At 72.7% G+C, this 18,005-nt stretch carries 19 protein-coding genes; 4 read left to right on the top strand and 15 right to left on the bottom strand.

The genetic code is table 11. The features are described from left to right. Positions 1 to 25 precede the first annotated feature (25 nt). From AB0K05_RS10990 to AB0K05_RS10950, 9 genes are all read right to left on the bottom strand, one after another. Positions 26 to 1,321, bottom strand: coding sequence for a HAMP domain-containing sensor histidine kinase (locus tag AB0K05_RS10990; protein WP_364228459.1), 1,296 nt, complete (start codon positions 1,319 to 1,321; stop codon positions 26 to 28). After that, a complete protein-coding gene (locus AB0K05_RS10985; RefSeq protein ID WP_148033350.1) occupies positions 1,318 to 1,980 on the bottom strand; it encodes a response regulator transcription factor in 663 nt (220 codons plus the stop codon). The genes AB0K05_RS10990 and AB0K05_RS10985 overlap by 4 nt, the downstream gene beginning before the upstream one ends. A gap of 10 nt (positions 1,981 to 1,990) precedes the next feature. Then, positions 1,991 to 2,704, bottom strand: a complete 714-nt coding sequence (locus AB0K05_RS10980) for a trypsin-like peptidase domain-containing protein (RefSeq protein ID WP_271274753.1) — start codon at positions 2,702 to 2,704, stop codon at positions 1,991 to 1,993. Between the two features lie 104 nt (positions 2,705 to 2,808). After that, on the bottom strand, positions 2,809 to 3,750 hold the full coding sequence (locus AB0K05_RS10975) for a VWA domain-containing protein (protein WP_271274752.1): 942 nt from the start codon (positions 3,748 to 3,750) through the stop codon (positions 2,809 to 2,811). After that, positions 3,747 to 4,907, bottom strand: coding sequence for a DUF58 domain-containing protein (locus AB0K05_RS10970; RefSeq protein WP_364228456.1), 1,161 nt, complete (start codon positions 4,905 to 4,907; stop codon positions 3,747 to 3,749). Before AB0K05_RS10970 ends, AB0K05_RS10975 begins: the two co-directional genes overlap by 4 nt. After that, positions 4,904 to 5,884 carry a MoxR family ATPase gene (locus AB0K05_RS10965; protein WP_364228454.1) on the bottom strand — a complete coding sequence of 327 codons (981 nt, stop codon included), beginning with the start codon at positions 5,882 to 5,884 and terminating at the stop codon, positions 4,904 to 4,906. The genes AB0K05_RS10970 and AB0K05_RS10965 overlap by 4 nt, the downstream gene beginning before the upstream one ends. Next, on the bottom strand, positions 5,881 to 6,024 hold the full coding sequence (locus tag AB0K05_RS10960; RefSeq protein ID WP_271274750.1) for a hypothetical protein: 144 nt from the start codon (positions 6,022 to 6,024) through the stop codon (positions 5,881 to 5,883). Before AB0K05_RS10960 ends, AB0K05_RS10965 begins: the two co-directional genes overlap by 4 nt. Positions 6,025 to 6,193: 169 nt before the next feature. Beyond that, positions 6,194 to 7,579: a glycine--tRNA ligase gene (locus tag AB0K05_RS10955; RefSeq protein ID WP_187281306.1), complete on the bottom strand. Its 1,386-nt coding sequence runs from the start codon at positions 7,577 to 7,579 to the stop codon at positions 6,194 to 6,196. Positions 7,580 to 7,676: 97 nt separating this feature from the next. After that, complete coding sequence (locus tag AB0K05_RS10950) at positions 7,677 to 7,964, bottom strand: antibiotic biosynthesis monooxygenase family protein (RefSeq protein ID WP_148033355.1); 288 nt, start codon at positions 7,962 to 7,964, stop codon at positions 7,677 to 7,679. Between the two features lie 63 nt (positions 7,965 to 8,027). On the opposite strand from AB0K05_RS10950, the gene AB0K05_RS10945 reads away from it, so the two are divergent. Beyond that, positions 8,028 to 8,426: a DUF6703 family protein gene (locus AB0K05_RS10945; protein WP_364228452.1), complete on the top strand. Its 399-nt coding sequence runs from the start codon at positions 8,028 to 8,030 to the stop codon at positions 8,424 to 8,426. Here the strand turns inward: AB0K05_RS10945 and AB0K05_RS10940 are convergent. The 6 genes from AB0K05_RS10940 to sucC are packed head-to-tail and all read right to left on the bottom strand — an operon-like array spanning position 8,423 to position 15,320. Next, positions 8,423 to 9,952 (bottom strand): aldehyde dehydrogenase family protein, encoded by a 1,530-nt coding sequence (locus AB0K05_RS10940; protein ID WP_364228450.1) that lies wholly within the window; start codon positions 9,950 to 9,952, stop codon positions 8,423 to 8,425. The genes AB0K05_RS10945 and AB0K05_RS10940 overlap by 4 nt on opposite strands. An 11-nt stretch (positions 9,953 to 9,963) precedes the next feature. Beyond that, positions 9,964 to 11,688, bottom strand: coding sequence for a glyoxylate carboligase (gene gcl / locus AB0K05_RS10935; protein WP_148033357.1), 1,725 nt, complete (start codon positions 11,686 to 11,688; stop codon positions 9,964 to 9,966). After that, positions 11,685 to 12,545, bottom strand: a complete 861-nt coding sequence (locus AB0K05_RS10930; protein ID WP_219549735.1) for a 2-hydroxy-3-oxopropionate reductase — start codon at positions 12,543 to 12,545, stop codon at positions 11,685 to 11,687. Before AB0K05_RS10930 ends, gcl begins: the two co-directional genes overlap by 4 nt. Beyond that, complete coding sequence (locus AB0K05_RS10925) at positions 12,542 to 13,306, bottom strand: TIM barrel protein (RefSeq protein ID WP_364228447.1); 765 nt, start codon at positions 13,304 to 13,306, stop codon at positions 12,542 to 12,544. Before AB0K05_RS10925 ends, AB0K05_RS10930 begins: the two co-directional genes overlap by 4 nt. After that, positions 13,303 to 14,190: a succinate--CoA ligase subunit alpha gene (sucD, locus tag AB0K05_RS10920; protein ID WP_219549733.1), complete on the bottom strand. Its 888-nt coding sequence runs from the start codon at positions 14,188 to 14,190 to the stop codon at positions 13,303 to 13,305. Before sucD ends, AB0K05_RS10925 begins: the two co-directional genes overlap by 4 nt. Continuing rightward, complete coding sequence (sucC, locus tag AB0K05_RS10915) at positions 14,190 to 15,320, bottom strand: ADP-forming succinate--CoA ligase subunit beta (protein ID WP_364228445.1); 1,131 nt, start codon at positions 15,318 to 15,320, stop codon at positions 14,190 to 14,192. Before sucC ends, sucD begins: the two co-directional genes overlap by 1 nt. Before the next feature lie 89 nt (positions 15,321 to 15,409). On the opposite strand from sucC, the gene AB0K05_RS10910 reads away from it, so the two are divergent. From AB0K05_RS10910 to AB0K05_RS10900, 3 genes are all read left to right on the top strand, one after another. Further along, a complete protein-coding gene (locus tag AB0K05_RS10910; protein ID WP_364228443.1) occupies positions 15,410 to 16,783 on the top strand; it encodes a hypothetical protein in 1,374 nt (457 codons plus the stop codon). Positions 16,784 to 16,943: 160 nt separating this feature from the next. Next, complete coding sequence (locus tag AB0K05_RS10905) at positions 16,944 to 17,687, top strand: GntR family transcriptional regulator (RefSeq protein WP_219549729.1); 744 nt, start codon at positions 16,944 to 16,946, stop codon at positions 17,685 to 17,687. Positions 17,688 to 17,825: 138 nt separating this feature from the next. Next, the gene (locus AB0K05_RS10900) at positions 17,826 to 17,999 is read left to right on the top strand and encodes a hypothetical protein (RefSeq protein WP_187281307.1); all 174 of its coding nucleotides are present in this window, start codon (positions 17,826 to 17,828) and stop codon (positions 17,997 to 17,999) included. Positions 18,000 to 18,005: the final 6 nt, after the last annotated feature.

The raw sequence follows: 18,005 nt of genomic DNA, 5'->3' as shown, positions 1-18,005 counted from the left end.
GCGACGATGGCAGCAGGCCGGACCGTCAGGGGAACGGGTTGTGGTCGGGCGCCGGGCCGGGGGCGCCGCCGCGGGCCGGTAGCCACAGCACGAACGTGGCCCCTTCCCCGATCCGCGAGTGCACCGCCACCCTGCCGCCGTGCGACTCCACGATCTGCCTGACGATCGCCAGCCCCAGCCCGGTGTGCCGGTCGCGGCGGCTGGCCTCACCGCGCCAGAACCGGTCGAACACCCGCGCCTGGTCCTCCGCCGCCAGCCCCGGGCCGTCGTCGCGCACGGCCACCCACAGCCAGCCGCCGGCTTCGTCCACGGCGGCCTCCCGGTGACCGGCCTTCTGGTGGCCGGACCTCGCGGCCGCCCAGCCCGCCGCGCGGTGCAGCGGCCGCAGGCGGGACGCTCCGCCGGAGATCATGTCCGTCGCCCCCCACCGGCCGGCGGCCACCCGCACGCGCCCGCCCGGCGGGGACAGCCGCACCGCGTTGGACAGCAGGTTGGCCACCGCCCGCCGGAGCGCGTCCTGGTCGCCGGTCGTCTCCAGGCCGGGCATCAGCCGCCTGGTGATGGTGAGGCCGCGCGCGGTGGCCAGCGCCGCGTACTCCTCGCAGGCCTCGACGGCCACCCGCGACAGGTCCAGGTCGGTGTCGGCGAACGCGGTGCCCTGCCTGCGGGCGCTGGCCAGCAGGTCCTCGACCAGGCGGGTCATCCGGGTGGTGGCCCGGTCCACGACGGCGACGGCCCGGCCGCGCTCCTCCTCACTCGCCTCCGGCGACAGCAGCACCGCGTCCACGTTCGCCCTGATGATCGTCAGTGGGCTGCGCAGCTCGTGGGAGGCGTCGTCGATGAGCTGCCGTTGCGCCCGGAACGCCTCCTCCAGCCTGTCGAGCATGGTGTCGATGGTGTCGGCCAGGTCCTTCAACTCGTCGCTCGGGCCGCGCAGGGTGATCCGCCGTGACAGGTCCGTCGCCTGGATCTCCTCGGTGGTACGGGTGATCGACCGGACCGGCCGCAGCACCCGGCCCGACAGCAGCCAGCCGATGCCCAGGCTCGCCGCGAACAGCCCGCCCAGCGTGTACAGCGAGTAGTCGCGCAGGGTGGCGAGCGTCCCGACGTTGATCGCGTTCTCCACCTCTTCGATGAACACCACTTCCTGCTTGCCGACGTACTCGCCGTCCCGGTACGTCTTCGCGATCTCGGTCGCGTACGAGCGCTGCTCGGTCGTACGGGAGACCGCGTAGTAGATGCCGCCCAGCACCAGCGCCGCGAGCAGGAAGAGCAGCCCCGAGTAGAGCACGGTGAGCCGGAACCGGATGGTGTGGATCATGCGGGCTCCCTGAGCCGGTACCCCCGGCTGATGACGGTCTCGATCAGGCCGTCGGCCTGGAGCTTGCGGCGCAGGTTGCCGACGGTCACCCGGACGGTGTTGGTGAACGGGTCGGCGTGCTCGTCCCAGACGTGCTCCAGCAGTTCCTCGCTGGAGACCACGTAGCCCGGTCTGGTCATCAGGTAGTGCAGGACGCCGTACTCCTTGGGGGTGAGCGCCAGCGCCCGCCCGTCCAGCGACACCTCCATCCTCGCGGTATCGATCCGCAGCGTTCCCACCTCGAGGACGGAGGTGCCGCCGGTGTCCCTGCGCAGCAGGGCTCTGACCCTCGCCAGCAGTTCGGGAAAGGCGAACGGCTTGACCAGGTAGTCGTCGGCGCCCTCGTCGAGTCCGCGCACGCGGTCGTCCAGCCGGTCCCGCGCGGTGACCATGATGATGCGCACGCCGTCGCCCGTCGCCCTGACCGCCCGGCACAGCTGGAAACCGTCGCCGCCGGGCAGGTTGAGATCGAGCAGCACCAGGTCGTAGGAGTTGACCTGGAGCTTCTCGTGCGCGGTGAGGGCGTCGGCGGCCACGTCGACCGCGTATCCGGCCCGGACCAGGCCCACGCGTAACGCCTCCACCAGGTCTTCCTCGTCCTCGACGACCAGCAATCGCATACTTCGGACCCTAGTTTCGGATGAGGCGGTCCGCGATGGGCGCGGCCCGGTCGATGGGGATGGCGAACCCGATGCCGATGTTGCCACCGCCCCGCCCGGCCGCGATCGCGGTGTTCACCCCCACGACCTGGCCGCGGGCGTTGACCAGCGGGCCGCCGGAGTTGCCCGGGTTGATGGAGGCGTCGGTCTGCACCGCGGTACGGGACGCGCCGCCCAGCCGCACCTCCCGATCGGTGGCGCTGACGATGCCGGCGGTGACCGTCCCCGACAGGCCGAGCGGCGAGCCGATGGCGAGCACCTGCTCCCCCACCGACAGGTCCGCCGACCGGCCCAGCGTGGCCGGCGGCAGCCGGGCGGAACCCGCGCCCACCACCTCCAGCACGGCCAGGTCCTCGTCGTCGTCGGAGCCGAGTACCCGCGCGCCCAGCCTGCGGCCGTCGCTGAGCACCACCGTCACGTCGAACGCGCCCCGCACCACGTGCGCGTTGGTGAGGACATGGCCGCTCCCGTCCACCACGAAGCCGGACCCGCCTGCCCGGCCCGCCTCGACGGACACCACGCTCGGCAGGACCATCGAGGCCGTCGCGCTCAGCCCGGTCGCGCCGCCCGAGACGGCCGGCGCCGCCCGGGGCAGTGCGGTGGCGGGTTCCCCGTATCGGAAGGCGGCCGCCCCCGCCAGTCCGGCCGCGGCACCGGTGACCGCCGCGACGAGCACGGCGGTCACCAGGAGACGACCGCCCCGGCGCGCGGGTTCCACGGGGCGGGAGGGCGGCGGGACGGCAAGGGGCACCTGCGTGAAGGCGGGGCCGCTGGGCCTGCCGAGCCCGTTCACGGCAGCCTCGCGAACCAGAGCATCGAGGTGGCCGCCGCCAGCAGCGCCGCGATCAGTCCCGCCGCGACGAACCACTGCCAGATCTCCTGCCGTTCGGTCCGATAGCCGACCGAGGTGCCGATGTCCTCGTACACGGCCTGGAGCTCATCGCCGCTGGCCGCCTCGTAGAAGCCGCCACCGGCCGTCTCCGCGAGCCGTTGCAGCGCGGGGCCGTCCACCGGCACGGGCAACTGTCTTCCCTGGAGTTCGATGACGCCCTCCTGCGTGCCATAGGCGATCGTGGTGACGGGCACGCCTCGGGCCGCCGCCTCGCGCGCCGACTCCTCGACGGTCCGGCCGGTCGTGTTCTCGCCGTCGGACAGCAGCACGATGTGCGCGGGCGGGGCCTGCTCCTCGGTGTCGAGCGCCTCGATGGCGTCCAGCGAGGAGTAGACGGCCTCGCCGATGGCGGTGCCCGCGGTGGTGGTCAGCCGGTCGAGCGCGCCGAGCACTGCCGGGCGGTCGGTGGTCGGCGGCACGACGACCGAAGCATTCTCGGAGAACGCCACCAGGCCCAGGTTGAACCGGGGCGGCAGGTGCTCCACGAACTGGGTGGCCGCCTGCCTGGCCGCGCTGAACCGGTCGGGGCTGACGTCGGTGGCCGCCATCGAGGCGGACACGTCGAACGCCACCATGATCGTGGCCCGTTCCCTCGGCACCGTCACCTCGGCCGTCGGCCTGGCGAACCCGCCCACCAGCAGCACGAACATGGCGAGCGACAACGCCGCCGGCACGTGTTTGCGCCACCCCGGCCCGCGCGGGGCGACCTTGTCCAGCAGATCGAGATTCGTGAACCGCACCGCGTACTCGGTGCGCCGCCTCTGCGCGACCACGTACCCTGCCGCGAGCAACGCGACGGGCACCAGCAACAGCAGCCACATCGGCGAGAGCAGCGTCATGCGACCTCACCCCCTCCCGGCGGAGGCCCCTCACCGACGACCTGCCCCCTCCCAGCCGGCCGCCCCTGACCGAGCGGACGGTCTTCCTCAGACGGGGCGTCGGAGCGGGCGAGGGCGCGGCGGAAGGCGGCGAGCCGGGCAAGCCCCCGTCTCCGGCCCTCTCCGGATCCAGCGGGCTCGGGTGAGGGGCCGTTTCCGGAAGGGCGGCCTGCCGTCGTGGTGGTTGAAAGGGGTGCGGGGGAAGGCCCCGCGGTGGCGGAGCGGTGGGCGAGGCGGCGGTGTTTCAGGACGTGGCGCACCAGGTCGCGTACCCAGTCGCCGTCCGTGCGCAGGCGCAGGTGGGCGACCCCCGCGCGGCGCAGGCCGGCTTCGATGGCGGCCCGCTGGCCGGCGGCCGCTTCGGCGTAGCGCAGGCGGAGGCGGGCGCCGGCCGTGGAGACCTCGCGCCGCCGCCCCGTCTCCGGGTCGACGAGCGTCAGGACGCCCACGTCGGGGAGCGACAGCTCCCGCGGGTCCAGGACCTCGACCGCCAGCACCTGGTGCCGGGCGGTGAGCCGTCGCAGCGGCCCCTCCCACGTCCGCGGCGCGTCCAGGAAGTCCGACACCACGACCACGAGGCCGCGCCGCCTGACAGTCCGGCAGAGCTGATCGGCGGCGGCGCCCAGGAGCGACCCAGGGGTGCCGGGCGGGGTGCGCGGCAGCGAGAACACGGCTCGCAGCAGCGCCATCAGGTGCGGCCGCCCGGTCCTGGCCGGCAGCACCCGGACGCCGTCTCCGTGCAGCAGGTGCGCGCCCATGCGGTTGCCGGTGCGCTGGGTGAGGAAGCCGACCGCGGCGAGGGCGGCCAGCGCCAGCTCCCGCTTCTCCATCGACGCCGTGCCGAAGTCCATGCTGGCGCTGGCGTCGAGCAGCGCCCAGATCTCCAGCTCGCGATCGGCGACGAGCTCGCGCACATGGGGTTCGTTCGTGCGCGCGGTGACGTTCCAGTCCATCCGCCGCACGTCGTCTCCGGCCTGGTACGGGCGAGCCTCCGCGGGTTCGCTGCCCGGCCCGGGGAACAGTCCGAGATGCTCGCCCTGCAGCAGCCCGTCCAGCCGCCTGGTGATGGTCAGCTCCAGCCTGCGCAGCGCGGGCTCGGCCGTCAGGTAGGAGCTCATGCCGCTGACTCCTGCTGCGGGGCGACGACCGGCAGCGGCACCGCCGCGAGCACCCGGTCCACGACGGCCCGCGGCGGGACGTCGTCGGCCAGCGCGTCGAACGACAGCACCAGCCGGTGCGCCATCACGTCGTGCGCCAGGTCTCGCACGTCCTCCGGCAGCACGTACTCGCGACCCCGCATGAGCGCCAGCGCCCGGCCGGAGGCGAGCAGACCGAGGGTGGCGCGCGGGCCGGCGCCGAAGGCGAGCAGCCCGCGCAGGTCGGGCAGCCCGTAACGCTCGGGCTCGCGGGTGGCGTGGACGAGGCGGACGGCGTACTCGGCGACGGCGTGGTGCACGAACACCTCGTCGGCGCGCCGTTGCAGCGCCACCACCTGGTCGGGGGTGAGGACCGGCTGTGGTCGCGGCGGGTCCACGCTCATGCGGTAGGCGATCGCCAGTTCCTCCGACTCGCTGGGATAGCCGACGTCCACCTTGAGCAGGAACCGATCGCGCTGCGCCTCCGGCAGGTGGTAGACGCCTTCCGACTCGATGGGGTTCTGGGTGGCCAGCACCAGGAACGGCCTGGGCACCTCGTAGGTGCGCCCGCCGATGCTGACCTGACGCTCAGCCATGATCTCCAGCAGCGCCGACTGCACCTTGGCGGGCGCCCGGTTGATCTCGTCGGCGAGCAGCAGATTGACCATCACCGGGCCGAGCTCGATGTCGAAGGTCTCGGTCGACGGCCGGTAGATCCGGGTGCCGACGATGTCGGACGGCACCAGGTCGGGCGTGAACTGGATGCGCGAGAACGTGCCGCCGACGACCGTGGCGGTGGTCTCGGCGGCCAGCGTCTTGGCGATGCCGGGCACCCCTTCGAGCAGGCAGTGCCCGCGGGCCAGGACCGCGACGAGCAGCCGCTCCACCATGTGGTCCTGCCCCACGATCACCCTCTTGACCTCGAACAGCGCCCGTTCGAGCAGCGCGGCTTCGGTCATGGCCTGGCCTCGGGGCAGTCGTCGACGACGACCCGCAGTTCCAGCGCCGAAGGCTCCGGCTCGGCCATGGCGGCGCCGCCGGTCGCGAGGAGCGCACCGGCGGCGGCCAGGACGAGCGCGAGAAGTGTTGTGCGTGCCATGGATCCCCCTGTCTTTCAGCTATGGGGGCCACTCCATCAAGGGCACGCGAAAAGGGGCGTAACACTGGCTTTTACATGATTTTTCGGTGCACGGGGTCTGGAGTGAGCGGCGCGGCACACAACAGAAGGGGGCCCCTCCGTAGAGAGGCCCCCCGCGACGCGGCGCGCGTCAGTCGTTGAGGTGCTGGCGCAGGTAGCTCTCCACCTGGTCGATGGAGATGCGCTCCTGGCCCATGGAGTCGCGCTCGCGGATGGTCACGGCGTTGTCCTCGAGCGTGTCGAAGTCGACCGTGATGCAGAACGGAGTGCCGATCTCGTCCTGGCGGCGGTAGCGGCGGCCGATCGCGCCCGCGTCGTCGAACTCGACGTTCCACCGCCTGCGCAGCGCCGCGGCCAGGTCGCGGGCCTTGGGCGACAGGTCGGCGTTGCGCGACAGCGGCAGCACCGCGGCCTTGACCGGGGCGAGCCGGTGGTCGAGCCGCATGACCGTGCGCTTCTCCATGACGCCCTTGGCGTTGGGCGCCTCGTCCTCGGTGTAGGCGTCGATGAGGAAGGTGAGCGTGGCCCGGTCGACGCCGGCCGACGGCTCGATCACGTAGGGCACGTAGCGCTCGCCGGTCTCCTGCTCGAAGAAGCTCAGGTCGGTGCCGGACGCCTTGGAGTGGGCGGTCAGGTCGAAGTCGGTCCGGTTGGCGATGCCCTCCAGCTCACCCCACTCGCCGCCGGCGAAGTTGAAGCGGTACTCGATGTCGACGGTGCGCTTGGCGTAGTGGGAGAGCTTCTCCTGCGGGTGCTCGTAGAGGCGCAGGTTGTCCTTGGCGATGCCGAGATCGGAGTACCACCGGAAGCGCTCGTCGATCCAGTATTGGTGCCACTCCTCGTCGGAGCCGGGCTTGACGAAGAACTCCAGCTCCATCTGCTCGAACTCGCGGGTGCGGAAGATGAAGTTGCCGGGCGTGATCTCGTTGCGGAACGACTTGCCGATCTGGCCGATGCCGAACGGGATCTTCTTGCGCGCCGACTGCTGCACGTTGAGGTAGTTGATGAAGATGCCCTGCGCGGTCTCCGGCCGGAGGTAGGCCAGGCCGGACTCGTCCTCGACCGGGCCGAGGTAGGTCTTGAGCAGGCCGCTGAACTGGCGGGGCTCGGTGAAGGCGCCCTTGTTGCCGCAGTTGGGGCAGGTGACGTCGGCCAGGCCGCGCTCGGGGGCCTTGCCGTTCTTCTCTTCGTACGCCTCGAGCAGGTGGTCGGCGCGGTAGCGCTTGTGGCAGGACTGGCACTCGGTGAGCGGGTCGGTGAAGGTCTCGACGTGGCCGCTGGCCTGCCAGACCTCGCGGGCCAGGACGACGCTGGAGTCGAGGCCCACCACGTCGTCGCGCGACTGGACCGTCGACAGCCACCACTGCCGTTTGACGTTGTTCTTCAGCTCGACGCCCAGCGGGCCGTAGTCCCAGGACGCGCGCAGTCCGCCGTAGATCTCGCTCGACGGGTATACGAGCCCGCGGCGCTTGGCGAGGCTGACGATGGTGTCCATGACGTCGGTGCGTCGTGCCATGTTGATCGGATCTCTTTCCGGCTGGAGGTCGGCGAGGAAATGAATGTGTGAGATCCCAGCTTAGGGGAAGGGCGAGCGGCTCCGCGCCCGACTATCGCTACGCCCCGTCTTGGACGAGAACGTCCTCGAAGGCGGACGGTTCGTTCACCATGAGGATCATGAGCGGGTACATCTCCATCCGGGCGGTGGACAGCGCCCGGCGGTAGAACCCGGCGCCCTCCCACTCGGTGACCAGGGCCCACAGGTTGGGCTCGTCGACCGATCTGGCGAGCCTGCCGCGCAGGTAGCCGGGCTGGGCGGCGAGCGTGTCGAGGATGACCTCGGCCTGCTTGGCGAAGCCTTGCGACTGGGCCTCTGGAACGGTGTAACGGATCACGGCGAGCACGCCCCCAGCATGTCAGACGTTCGATGGATGCCGGGGCGATTCGGGCGGCGCTAGGCTCGGGCCGTGGCCACTGACGACGACCGCCTCAAGCATCCGCTGGCGCAGCCCCGCGAGGATCACCAGGGCAAGCCCAAGCGGCCGCTGCCGCCGGGCGAGCAGTTCTTCACGCCCGGGGCGACGGGGATGCGCAAGGCCGTGGAGCGGCGCAGCGCGGCGCCGATGGCGTTCCTGTTCACGCAGGTGCCGCGCTGGGTGACGCCCGCCGTCATGGTGGTGCTGCTGCTGGCCGGGTTCGCGGTGCAGAGCTGGCTGGGCGGGCTGGCCGCGCTGCCGGTCGTGGTGTTCGTCGGCTGGCTGGCCTATCTGTCGTGGCCGTCGCTCGGGGTGGGCGGCAAGCTGTTGCGGGTGGCGATGCTGACGTTCCTGGTGCTGCTGGTGGCGACCCGGTTCGGGCTCCTCTAGGGGATGAGCGTGTAGCCGGGGAAGTTGCCCGGCAGGCGCTCGCCGTCGGGGCCCTGGGTGGCGGCCCTGACGAGCAGCTCGCCGCCGACGAACGCGCCGCGCCAGGAGGCGCCGAGCCCGCCGAACAGCTCCTCGCGGTCGCCCCGCGAGCGTGGCCGGTTGTGGCCGACCTTGAACGCCCGCACGTCCGGGGCGAGCCTGCGGTACGTGTCCTCCTCGTCGCAGGAGAGCGTGGCGACCAGCGCGCCGTTGCTGGCGTTCATCGCGGCCAGCAGCTCCGCCTCGGTGTCGACGAGCACGAAGCTGTCGACGGGGCCGAACGGCTCGGCGTGGTGGAGCGGGGACGAGCGGGGCGGGTCGAGCAGGGCCACCGGCGCAAAGTAAGCGGAAATATCCTGACCGGGCAGGAAATTTCCGGACTCCACGGACGCCCGGTGCAGCGGCACCGCCCCCCGCGCCACCGCCTCGTCCACCTGGCCGGCCAGCTCCTTGGCCTTCGAGGCGTTGATCAGCGGCCCGAAGTCCAGCTCCGGCAGCGGATCGCCGGGATGGGCGACGGCGAGCGGATGCCCGAACCGCAGCGACCCCACCGCCTCCAGGTAGGCCCCGAGGAACTCGTGGAACAGCGACCGCTGCACCACGAACCGCGGGTAGGCGGTGCACCGCTGCTTCCCGTAGTCGAAGGAGGCCCGGATCTGCCGGCCGAGCAGCTCCCAGCCGGAGTACTCCCACACGCCCCAGCAGTTGAGCCCCTCCTGCTCCAGCACGTGCCGCCGGTCCAGGTCGGACAGCGAGCCCGCGACGTGCCCGCCGGCGTCCCTGCCGCCCACGAACGACACGCAGCCCAGCGACCTGCCCGCCACCAGCACCGGTGACAGCTCCGCCCCGCTCCCGCTGACCAGCGTGAACGGCAGCCCTTCCCGGACCGCGAGCGCGCACGCCAGGGTGAGGCAGCACAACCCGCCGTCGGTCGGCGTCTTGGCGATGACCGCGTTGCCGGCCAGCGCCTGCACGAGCATGGCGTGCATGAGCACGCTCATCGGGTAGTTCCAGCTCGCGATGTTGCTGACGGGGCCGGGCAGCGGGGCGCGCCCCGCCGCCATCCGGTCGATCTCCTCCACGTACCAGCGCACCCCGTCGAGGCAGCGGTCGACGTCGGCGCGGGCCGTCTTCCACGGCTTGCCGATCTCCCACACCAGCAGCAGCGCGAGCAGGTCGCGGTGCGCGGCCATGGACTCCACGGCCGCCGACACCCGCGCCTTGCGCTCCTCCAGCGGCACGTGCCGCCACCGCCGGTGCTCCTCCACCGCGCCCGCCACGGCGCGCGCGGCGCCGGCCCGGTCGAGCCGGGGCGGCCCGGCGATGGCGGTGCCGTCCACCGGCGAGAACACCGGCGCGGGCCGCCCGTCCCGCTGCCAGAACCCGCCCCAGTGGTTGAGCACCCTGTCGTGGTGGAACGCCTCCGGCGCCCCCTCGCAGCACCTGTCGTACGCGTCCTGCCAGGACGTGCCCGGTTTGACCTGCATGAGCCTTCCTCTCAGTCTGACCAGTCGACGGCGACGAGCTCGGGCAGCGGCTCGAACTCTTTGACGGCGTCCAGCGAAGGACCCATGGCGGCGTTGGCCTCGCGCTCCACCATCACCTCCACCAGCACCGGAAGCCGCCGGCGGGCCGCCTCGCCGGACGCCCATGCCAGCGCGTCGCGGATGTCGCCGGGCAGTTCCACCCGGCGCGCCGGGCAGCCGAAGGACTCCATGGCCTTGACATGGTCGATGCCGCCCTCCCCGTAGTGCAGGTCCACCGCGAAGTTCATGCCGTACGGGATCTCGGCCTGCCTGATGAGACCCAGATACTCGTTGTTGATCATGACGATCACGAACGGGATGTTGTACTGGGCGGCGACCGCGACCTCCTCCATGAGGAACTGGAAGGAGTAGTCGCCGACGACCACCACGACGTCGCGCTCCGGGTGCGCGGTCTTCACCCCGATCGCGGCCGGCACCTCCCACCCGAGCGGCCCGGCCTGCCCGCACACGAGGTAGCGGCGCGGCAGGTAGGTCGTCTGGAACTGGCCGGACCAGATCTGGTAGAGCCCGATGGCGGTGACGAACGTGGTGTCCCTGCCGAAGTGCTCGTTGATCTCGCGGAACACCCTCGGCGGCTTGATCGGCACGTCCTCGAAGTCGTCCCTGCGGACCAGGGTGGCGCGCAGCTCGCCGACCCGGCGCACCCACTTGCCCGGCCGGCGCGGGGCGGGGTGCCGGGAGCGCGCCTCGTCCAGCAGCCCGGCCAGCACCGGCCGGGCGTGCCCGACGATCCCGAGGTCGGGCTCGAAGACCCGGCCGAGCTGCATGGGCTCGATGTCGACGTGGATGAACCGCCGGTTCCCCCGGTAGACGTCGAGGTCGCCGGTGTGCCGGTCGCCGAACCTGGCGCCCACGGCCAGCACGAGGTCGCTGTCGAGGAAGGCGGCGTTGCCCCACCGGGTCTGGGTCTGGATGCCGGCCATCCCGGCGAACAGCGGGTGGTCCTCCGGGAAGGCGCCCTTGCCCATGAGCGTCACCTGCACCGGCACCTGAAGGTGCTCGGCCAGGCGGCGCAGCTCCTCGTGCGCGTCGGCGATGATCACGCCGCCGCCGGCCAGGATCAGCGGCCGTTTGGCGGCGGCCAGCAGGTCCACCGCCCTGCGCACCGCCTGGGGCAGCGGCCTGGGCTCCTCGACGGGCAGCGGCGCGTCGACCGCGGGATCGTACCGGCAGGTCCCGCGCTGCACGTCCAGCGGCAGGTCGACGAGCACCGGCCCCGGCCGGCCCGAGCGGGCGATCCGGAACGCCTCGCGGAACAGCCACGGCGCCTGCGCGGGCTCCTTGAGCTGCACCGCCCACTTGGTGACCGGTTTGGCGATCTCCACGATGTCGACCGCCTGGAACGCCTCCTGGTGCAGCTTCGAGCTGACCGCCTGACCGGTGACGCAGATCATCGGGATCGAGTCGGCCATCGCCGTGTAGAGCCCGGTGATCATGTTGGTGCCGGCGGGGCCGGAGGTGCCGATGCACACGCCCACGTTCCCGGTCACGCGGGCCCAGCCGTCGGCGGCGTGCGTGCCGCCCTCCTCGTGGCGGACCGTGATGTGCCGGATCGAGCTGTGCTGGAGCGCCGCGTACAGCGGCAGGATGGCGGCGCCCGGGATGCCGAAGACGGTGTCCACGCCCTCCGACTCCAGCACCTTGACCACGGCCTCCATGCACGGGACGGCGTTCATCCGTTGAACCTTTCGACGACCTTGAGCAGGGCGGAGTGGTCGAGCGAGCCGTGGCCCTGGGCGCGGGCGGCCGCGACGAGCTGGGCCACCTGCGCGGTGAGCGGCAGCGCGACGCCGGCCTCGCGGGCGGCGGCCACGGCGATGCCCATGTCCTTGTGGTGCAGGTCGATGCGGAAGCCCGGGGCGAACTCCCGTCTGATCATGGTGTGCCGCTTGATGTCGAGGATCCGGGAGCCGGCCAGACCGCCCGCGAGCACGTCCAGACCGGCCACCGGGTCCACCCCCGACGCCTCCAGGAGCACGATGGCCTCCGCCACCAGGCCGTAGATGCCGCCCACCACGAGCTGGTTGGCGGCCTTGACCGTCTGGCCCGCGCCGGGCGGGCCGACGTGCACGATCGTGGTGCCGAGCGCGCCGAGCACCGGCCGGGCCGCCGCGAAGTCCTCGGGGTCGCCGCCCACCATGATCGACAGGGTGCCGTCGACGGCGCCGCGCTCGCCGCCGCTCACCGGCGCGTCCAGGGCGCGGACGCCCTTGGCGGCGGCCTCGCGGGCGACCCACCGGGAGGTGTCCGGCCTGATCGTGCTCATGTCCAGGTAGATCAGGCCGGACGCGCCGTGCGCGACGACGACCGGCGCGACCTCCTCGACCTGCGGCGAGTCGGGCAGCATGGTGATCACCACGTCCGCGTCGGCGACCGCCTCGGCGACCCCGGCCGCGCCCTTGCCGCCGCGGGCCTCCAGCTCGGCGACCCGTTCGGCGCTGACGTCGTAGCCGACGACGTCGTACCCGGCCTTGACGAGGTTGGCGGCCATCGGGCTGCCCATGATCCCGAGGCCGATGAAAGCTATGGTCACTGCCGCCTCCAAGCGAACGCGCCCGGCCCCTCGTGCCGGTACTCCAGCCCGACGTGCCCCCGGTAGCCCGCCGCCGCCAGCCGGGCGAAGATCTCCGGGTACGGCATGCGCCCGCTGCCGGGTTGCCCGCGGCCGGGGTCGTCGGCGATCTGCACGTGACCGAACCGGGCGGCGTGCGCGTCGATGAGCGCGAGCACGTCCTCCCCCATCACGTGCAGGTGGTACAGGTCGGCCAGGAAGGCCACGTTGTCCCGGCCCACCTCGTCGATCAGGTCGAAGGCGGCGGCCGACGAGGTGATCGGGTAGTGCGGGTTCTCCCGGGAGTTGAGCGCCTCGACGACCACGGTGGCGCCGGCGTCCGCCGCCGCGTCGGCCGCCGCCCGCAGATTCGCCACGGCCAGCGCCCGGTCGGTGCCCGGGTCGTTGCCGTACAGCGCGTTGAGCGTGCCGCAGCCCAGCTCGGCGGCGAAGCCGGCGGCGACGCCGACGTTGGCCAGGAACCGCGCGGAGTCGTCCGGCCGGGCGAGCAGGCCGCGCTCGCCCGCCGCCATGTCCCCGGCGTCGAAGTTGAGCCCCACCAGGCGCACGCCGGCGTCCTCGATGGCCGCGCGGAGCGCGTCCAGCTCGGCGCGGGACGGCTCGGCCGTGCCGAACGGCCACCACAGCTCCACCGCGTCGAACCCGGCCTTGGCCGCGGCGGCGGGCCGCTCCAGCAGCGGCAGGTCGGTGAACAGGATGGACAGGTTGACGTCGAACCTCATGGCGAGAGCCTCCCGAGCGCCGAGCGCAGCAGCCGCGCCGTCTCGGACGGGGTGCGGCCGACCCGGACGCCGACCGCCTCCAGGGCCTCCTTCTTGGCCTGGGCGGTGCCGGACGAGCCGGACACGATCGCGCCCGCGTGCCCCATGGTCTTGCCTTCCGGCGCGGTGAACCCGGCGACGTAGGCCACGACCGGCTTGGTGACGTGCCCGGCGATGTAGGCGGCGGCCCGTTCCTCGGCGTCGCCGCCGATCTCGCCGATCATCACGATCGCGTCGGTGCCGGGGTCCTCCTGGAAGGCCGCCAGGCAGTCGATGTGCGTGGTGCCCACCACCGGGTCGCCGCCGATCCCGACCGCGGTGGAGAAGCCGAGGTCGCGCAGCTCGTACATGAGCTGGTACGTGAGCGTGCCGGACTTGGACACCAGGCCGATCCGCCCGGCGGAGGTGATGTCGGCGGGGATGATCCCGGCCGACGACTGGCCGGGGCTGATCAGGCCGGGGCAGTTCGGGCCGATGATCCGGGTGCCGGCGCGGGCCGCCAGGGCGCGGAACCGTACCGTGTCGTGCACCGGCACGCCCTCGGTGATGACCACGCAGAGCGGCACCCGCGCGGCGACGGCCTCCTCGACGGCGCCGAAGGTGAAGCGCGGCGGCACGAACACCACCGACACCTCCGCGCCGGTCTCCGCCGCGGCCTCGGCCACCGAGCCGAACACCGGCACCGTGCGCTCGCCGAAGTCGACCGTGCGGCCGCCCTTGCCGGGCGTCACCCCGGCCACCACGTCGGTGCCGGCGGCCAGCATGCGGGCCGTGTGCCGGGTGCCCTCCGCGCCGGTCATGCCCTGCACGAGCACCCGGCTGTCCTTGGTCAGGAAGATCGCCATCACGCACCTGCCGCGAGTCTGGCCGCCGTCTCGGCGGCGCCGTCCATGGTGGGGACCTGCCGGACCGCCGGGTGCCTGGCCTCGCTCAGGATGCGCCGCCCGGCCTCCGCGTTGTTGCCGTCCAGCCGTACGACGATCGGCCGGCCGAGGCCGCGCTCGCCGAGCAGTTCCAGAGCCGTCACGATGCCGTTGGCCACCGCGTCGCAGGCGGTGATGCCGCCGAAGACGTTCACCAGCACCGAGCGCACGTCCGGGTCGGCCAGGATGATCTCCAACCCGTCGGCCATCACCTGGGCCGAGGCGCCGCCGCCGATGTCGAGGAAGTTGGCCGGGGCCGCGCCCGCGCCCGCCACCACGTCCAGCGTGCTCATCACCAGGCCGGCGCCGTTGCCGATGACGCCGGCCCGCCCGTCGAGCTTCACGTAGTTGAGCCCTTTGGCCCTGGCCCTGTCCTCCAGGCTGTCCGCGGGCTCCGCGTACTCCCAGGAGTGGCGGTAGGCGGCGTTGCCGTCGAGCGTCACCTTGCCGTCGAGGGCCACGATCCGCTGGTCTGCGGTGCAGATCAGCGGGTTCACCTCGACCAGGACGGCGTCCTCGGCCACCATCACCCGCCACAGCCGCTCCAGCACCTGCGCGGCGGCCTCCGGCAGCCCTGCCTTGGCCGCGAGCTGCCGGGCCGTCTCCGCGTCCACACCGGTCTCAGGGTCGATCTGGACGCGCACGATGGCGTCGGGGTCGGTGGCCGCCAGCTCCTCGATCTCCATGCCGCCCTGGGCGGACACCATGGCGAGGAACCCGCCCTCGGCCCGGTCCACGAGGAAGGCCGCGTAGTACTCCTCGAAGGGCACGGTGGCGGTCTCGACGAGCACGCGGTGCGCGGTGTGCCCCTTGATGTCCATGCCGATCACGTGGCCGGCCTCGTCCTCGGCGGCGGCCGGGCCCGGGGCGGTCCTGATGCCGCCCGCCTTGCCGCGTCCGCCGGTCTTCACCTGGGCCTTGATGACGACGGGCGCGCCCAGCTCGGCGGCGATCGCGCGGGCCTCCTGGGGGGTGGCCGCGACCTTGCCCGCGGGGATCGGTATCCCGTGGCGCCCGAAGAGCTCCTTCGCCTGATACTCGTACAGGTCCATTCGAGCCTCCTTTGTAGACGGTATACCGTATGGAATATCCCTCGTCCAGACCCTCGACAGGGCTCGGTGTACCGGATATTCCATACGGTATGGAGAATGCAACAACTGTCAGGGACTGGCGCGGGCGCTCCTACCTCGTGGGACCGGTGCCCGCCGACCGCACCCGGATGTTCCGTCTCGCGCTGGCCGCCATGGCCGCGATCGGTCCCCTGCAGTACGGCTTCGCGGCCCTGCTGGCCACGGACGCGAACGGGCTGATCCTGCTGGCCGCCTGCATCGTCTTCCAGGCCGTGGGCGCGCTGCCGGCCCTGCGGCTGGTCCGCCGCGGCCGCCTGCCGGTCCGCGCCGCGCTGGCCGCCGGCGCCGCCCTCACGACGCTCGGCCTGCTGACGGCCGCCCTCGTGGGCGCGGGAGCCCTCCCCCTCGCCCTGCTCGGCTACGCGGTGCTCGGCGGACTCGGCGCCGGAGCCGTGTACGGGGTCTGCGGCGAGGTGGTCTCCTCCTGGTATCCCGACCGTCCCGCCGCCCGGGTGAGCATGGTGACGGGCGCCTTCGGGTACGGTTCCGCGCCGCTCCTGGTGTGGGCCGGGCTCGCGCCCGCCATGACGCCGGCCGTGTTCGCGGTGGCGGCGCTGCTGGCCGCGGCGGCGATCGGGACGGCGGCCAGGTCCCTGCGGCTGGCCCCCGAGGGCTGGTGGCCGGAGACGGTGGAGCCCCGCGCGCACGCGCTGGAGGCGGCGCGGCTGCGCAGGACGCCCGGCGCGGTGCGGCAGTTCGGGCTGGCCCAGGCGCTGCGCACCCGGGCGCTGCCGGCCCTGGCGGTGATCCTGGCCTGCGCGGGCGCGGTGTCGGTGTTCGACGTGGTGGTCGTGGCGAGCACCGGAGCGTGGGGCGCGCTGGCCCTCATGGTGGCGCTCAACGGCGGCGGGCGGGCGGTCGCGATGCGGCTGTCGGAGTTCTTCGGCCGCCGCCTGGTGCTGGCCTCGGTGCTCGGACTCCTCGCGGTGGGCCAGGTCCTCCTGGCAGGCGCCATGAACCCCACCGCCAGACCGGCCGGCGGCGTGGCGGGCCTGCCCCCGGAAGCCGCGAACGCGGCCGCGCTGGACGCGGGGGCCGCGCCAGGGACCGGGGCCGCGCTGGACGCCGGGGCCGTGCTGGGGGTCGCGGCCGGGAGCCCGCTGCTCTGGCTCGGCGCGATCGCCGCCGGGCTGGGCGGCGGGGCGTTCTACCCGCTGGTCGCGAGCCTGGTCAGGGAGTTCTTCGGCGAACGGCAGACCTGCGAGATCCACGCGGTTGTTTACAGCGCCAAGGCCGTGGCAGGAGTGCTCGGTGTGGCCATGGCCGCGTACGCGCTCACCGCGCCCGCGACGGCGCTCCTGCTCGCCGCGGGGCTCGCCGCGCTGCCCGCGCTGGCGTCGACGCGGCTGCGCACCCCCGGCCTGCCCGCCACGATCCCGTTGTGACGGGCCGGCCCGTCACGATCCCCCCTATGACGGGCCTCCCCGTCATGATGCCCCTGTGACCTCGGTCTCTGTGATGAGACTCACGATCAGCCGAAGGTACGGGGCGGTATGCTGTAGGCAGTCGACCAAAACCATTTCGTCAGCCCCTGGAGTCAGAATCATGTTGCTGTCGGATCAGGCCGGTCGGGCGGCGGCCCCCAAGATCCCCCGCCCAGCCACGCTCCGGGAGAGCGTGATCGAGGCCATCCAGGAGCTCATCGTCTCCGGCCAGCTCAAGCCCGGCCAGCACCTGGTCGAGAGCGAGCTGGCCGAGCTGCTCGGCGTGTCGCGGCAGCCCGTCCGCGAGGCGCTGCAGCAGCTCAGCGGCGAGGGCTGGGTCGACCTGCACCCCGGTCAGGGCGCGTTCGTCCACATCCCCACGATGGAGGAGGCCGACCAGCTGCTCGCAGTCCGCGCGCTGCTGGAGACCGAGTCCGCCAGGCTCGCCGCGCGGCACGCCGGCGAGGACGGGGTGGCCCGGCTGCGCGCCCTGTGCCGGCGCGGCATCGAGGCCGTCCAGTCCGACGACGTGGACGGCGCGGTGGCCACCAACTCCGAGCTGCACGCCCTGGTCACCGAGCTGTCCGGCAACAAGGTGCTGTCCGAGCTGGCCAGCCAGGTCGCCCGCCGCGTGCGGTGGTACCACACGCCCGTGGCCCGGCAGCGCGGCATGGCCTCCTGGGAGGAGCACACCGCCCTGATCGACGCCATCGAGCGCGGCGACCAGGAGAGGGCCGCCCACATCATGCGCGAGCACACCGAGCACACCCGCGCCTCCTACATGGAGCAGCGCGAGAGCGAGCCGGTGGAGCCCGCACCCAAGCCGGTCCGGCGCCGCCGCCCGCGGACGCCGGCCACCGGTTGACCCGGCGTTCACACCCGGACGCCTATCCCGTAACACCTCGGGCAGAGGATGGGGACGCGGAAGTCGCCCCCGGCACTTCGAGCAGAGGTTTGGGACGATTTTTGTCTGAAACCAGGCGACGAAAGGAGGTGAACAGAGATGAAGAAGCTTGCCCGCTTCCTCCTTGGAGATCCCCTCGGTCAGCCCGCCGACGGCCGGCCGATCGGGATCGGCCTGGCCACCGCGCTCAGGAAGCAGCGTTCCGCCGACGACGCGGAGCGGTTCCTGACCCGGTGGGCCGAGCAGCGCCACGTGCACAAGAGCGCGCGCTGACGGCTG

The sequence above is a fragment of the Nonomuraea sp. NPDC049486 genome (assembly GCF_040676925.1).
Lineage (GTDB): Bacteria > Actinomycetota > Actinomycetes > Streptosporangiales > Streptosporangiaceae > Nonomuraea > Nonomuraea ferruginea.
This window is presented reverse-complemented; position numbering and strand designations above follow the sequence as displayed.

Coding starts and splice junctions, on each gene's coding strand:
- AB0K05_RS10990 (WP_364228459.1), bottom strand. CDS start 1,321: ATGATCCACACCATCCGGTTCCGGCTCACCGTGCTCTACTCGGGGCTG.
- AB0K05_RS10985 (WP_148033350.1), bottom strand. CDS start 1,980: ATGCGATTGCTGGTCGTCGAGGACGAGGAAGACCTGGTGGAGGCGTTA.
- AB0K05_RS10975 (WP_271274752.1), bottom strand. CDS start 3,750: ATGACGCTGCTCTCGCCGATGTGGCTGCTGTTGCTGGTGCCCGTCGCG.
- AB0K05_RS10970 (WP_364228456.1), bottom strand. CDS start 4,907: ATGAGCTCCTACCTGACGGCCGAGCCCGCGCTGCGCAGGCTGGAGCTG.
- AB0K05_RS10965 (WP_364228454.1), bottom strand. CDS start 5,884: ATGACCGAAGCCGCGCTGCTCGAACGGGCGCTGTTCGAGGTCAAGAGG.
- AB0K05_RS10960 (WP_271274750.1), bottom strand. CDS start 6,024: ATGGCACGCACAACACTTCTCGCGCTCGTCCTGGCCGCCGCCGGTGCG.
- AB0K05_RS10955 (WP_187281306.1), bottom strand. CDS start 7,579: ATGGCACGACGCACCGACGTCATGGACACCATCGTCAGCCTCGCCAAG.
- AB0K05_RS10940 (WP_364228450.1), bottom strand. CDS start 9,952: ATGCAGGTCAAACCGGGCACGTCCTGGCAGGACGCGTACGACAGGTGC.
- gcl (WP_148033357.1), bottom strand. CDS start 11,688: ATGAACGCCGTCCCGTGCATGGAGGCCGTGGTCAAGGTGCTGGAGTCG.
- AB0K05_RS10925 (WP_364228447.1), bottom strand. CDS start 13,306: ATGAGGTTCGACGTCAACCTGTCCATCCTGTTCACCGACCTGCCGCTG.
- sucD (WP_219549733.1), bottom strand. CDS start 14,190: ATGGCGATCTTCCTGACCAAGGACAGCCGGGTGCTCGTGCAGGGCATG.
- sucC (WP_364228445.1), bottom strand. CDS start 15,320: ATGGACCTGTACGAGTATCAGGCGAAGGAGCTCTTCGGGCGCCACGGG.
- AB0K05_RS10910 (WP_364228443.1), top strand. CDS start 15,410: ATGGAGAATGCAACAACTGTCAGGGACTGGCGCGGGCGCTCCTACCTC.
- AB0K05_RS10905 (WP_219549729.1), top strand. CDS start 16,944: ATGTTGCTGTCGGATCAGGCCGGTCGGGCGGCGGCCCCCAAGATCCCC.
- AB0K05_RS10900 (WP_187281307.1), top strand. CDS start 17,826: ATGAAGAAGCTTGCCCGCTTCCTCCTTGGAGATCCCCTCGGTCAGCCC.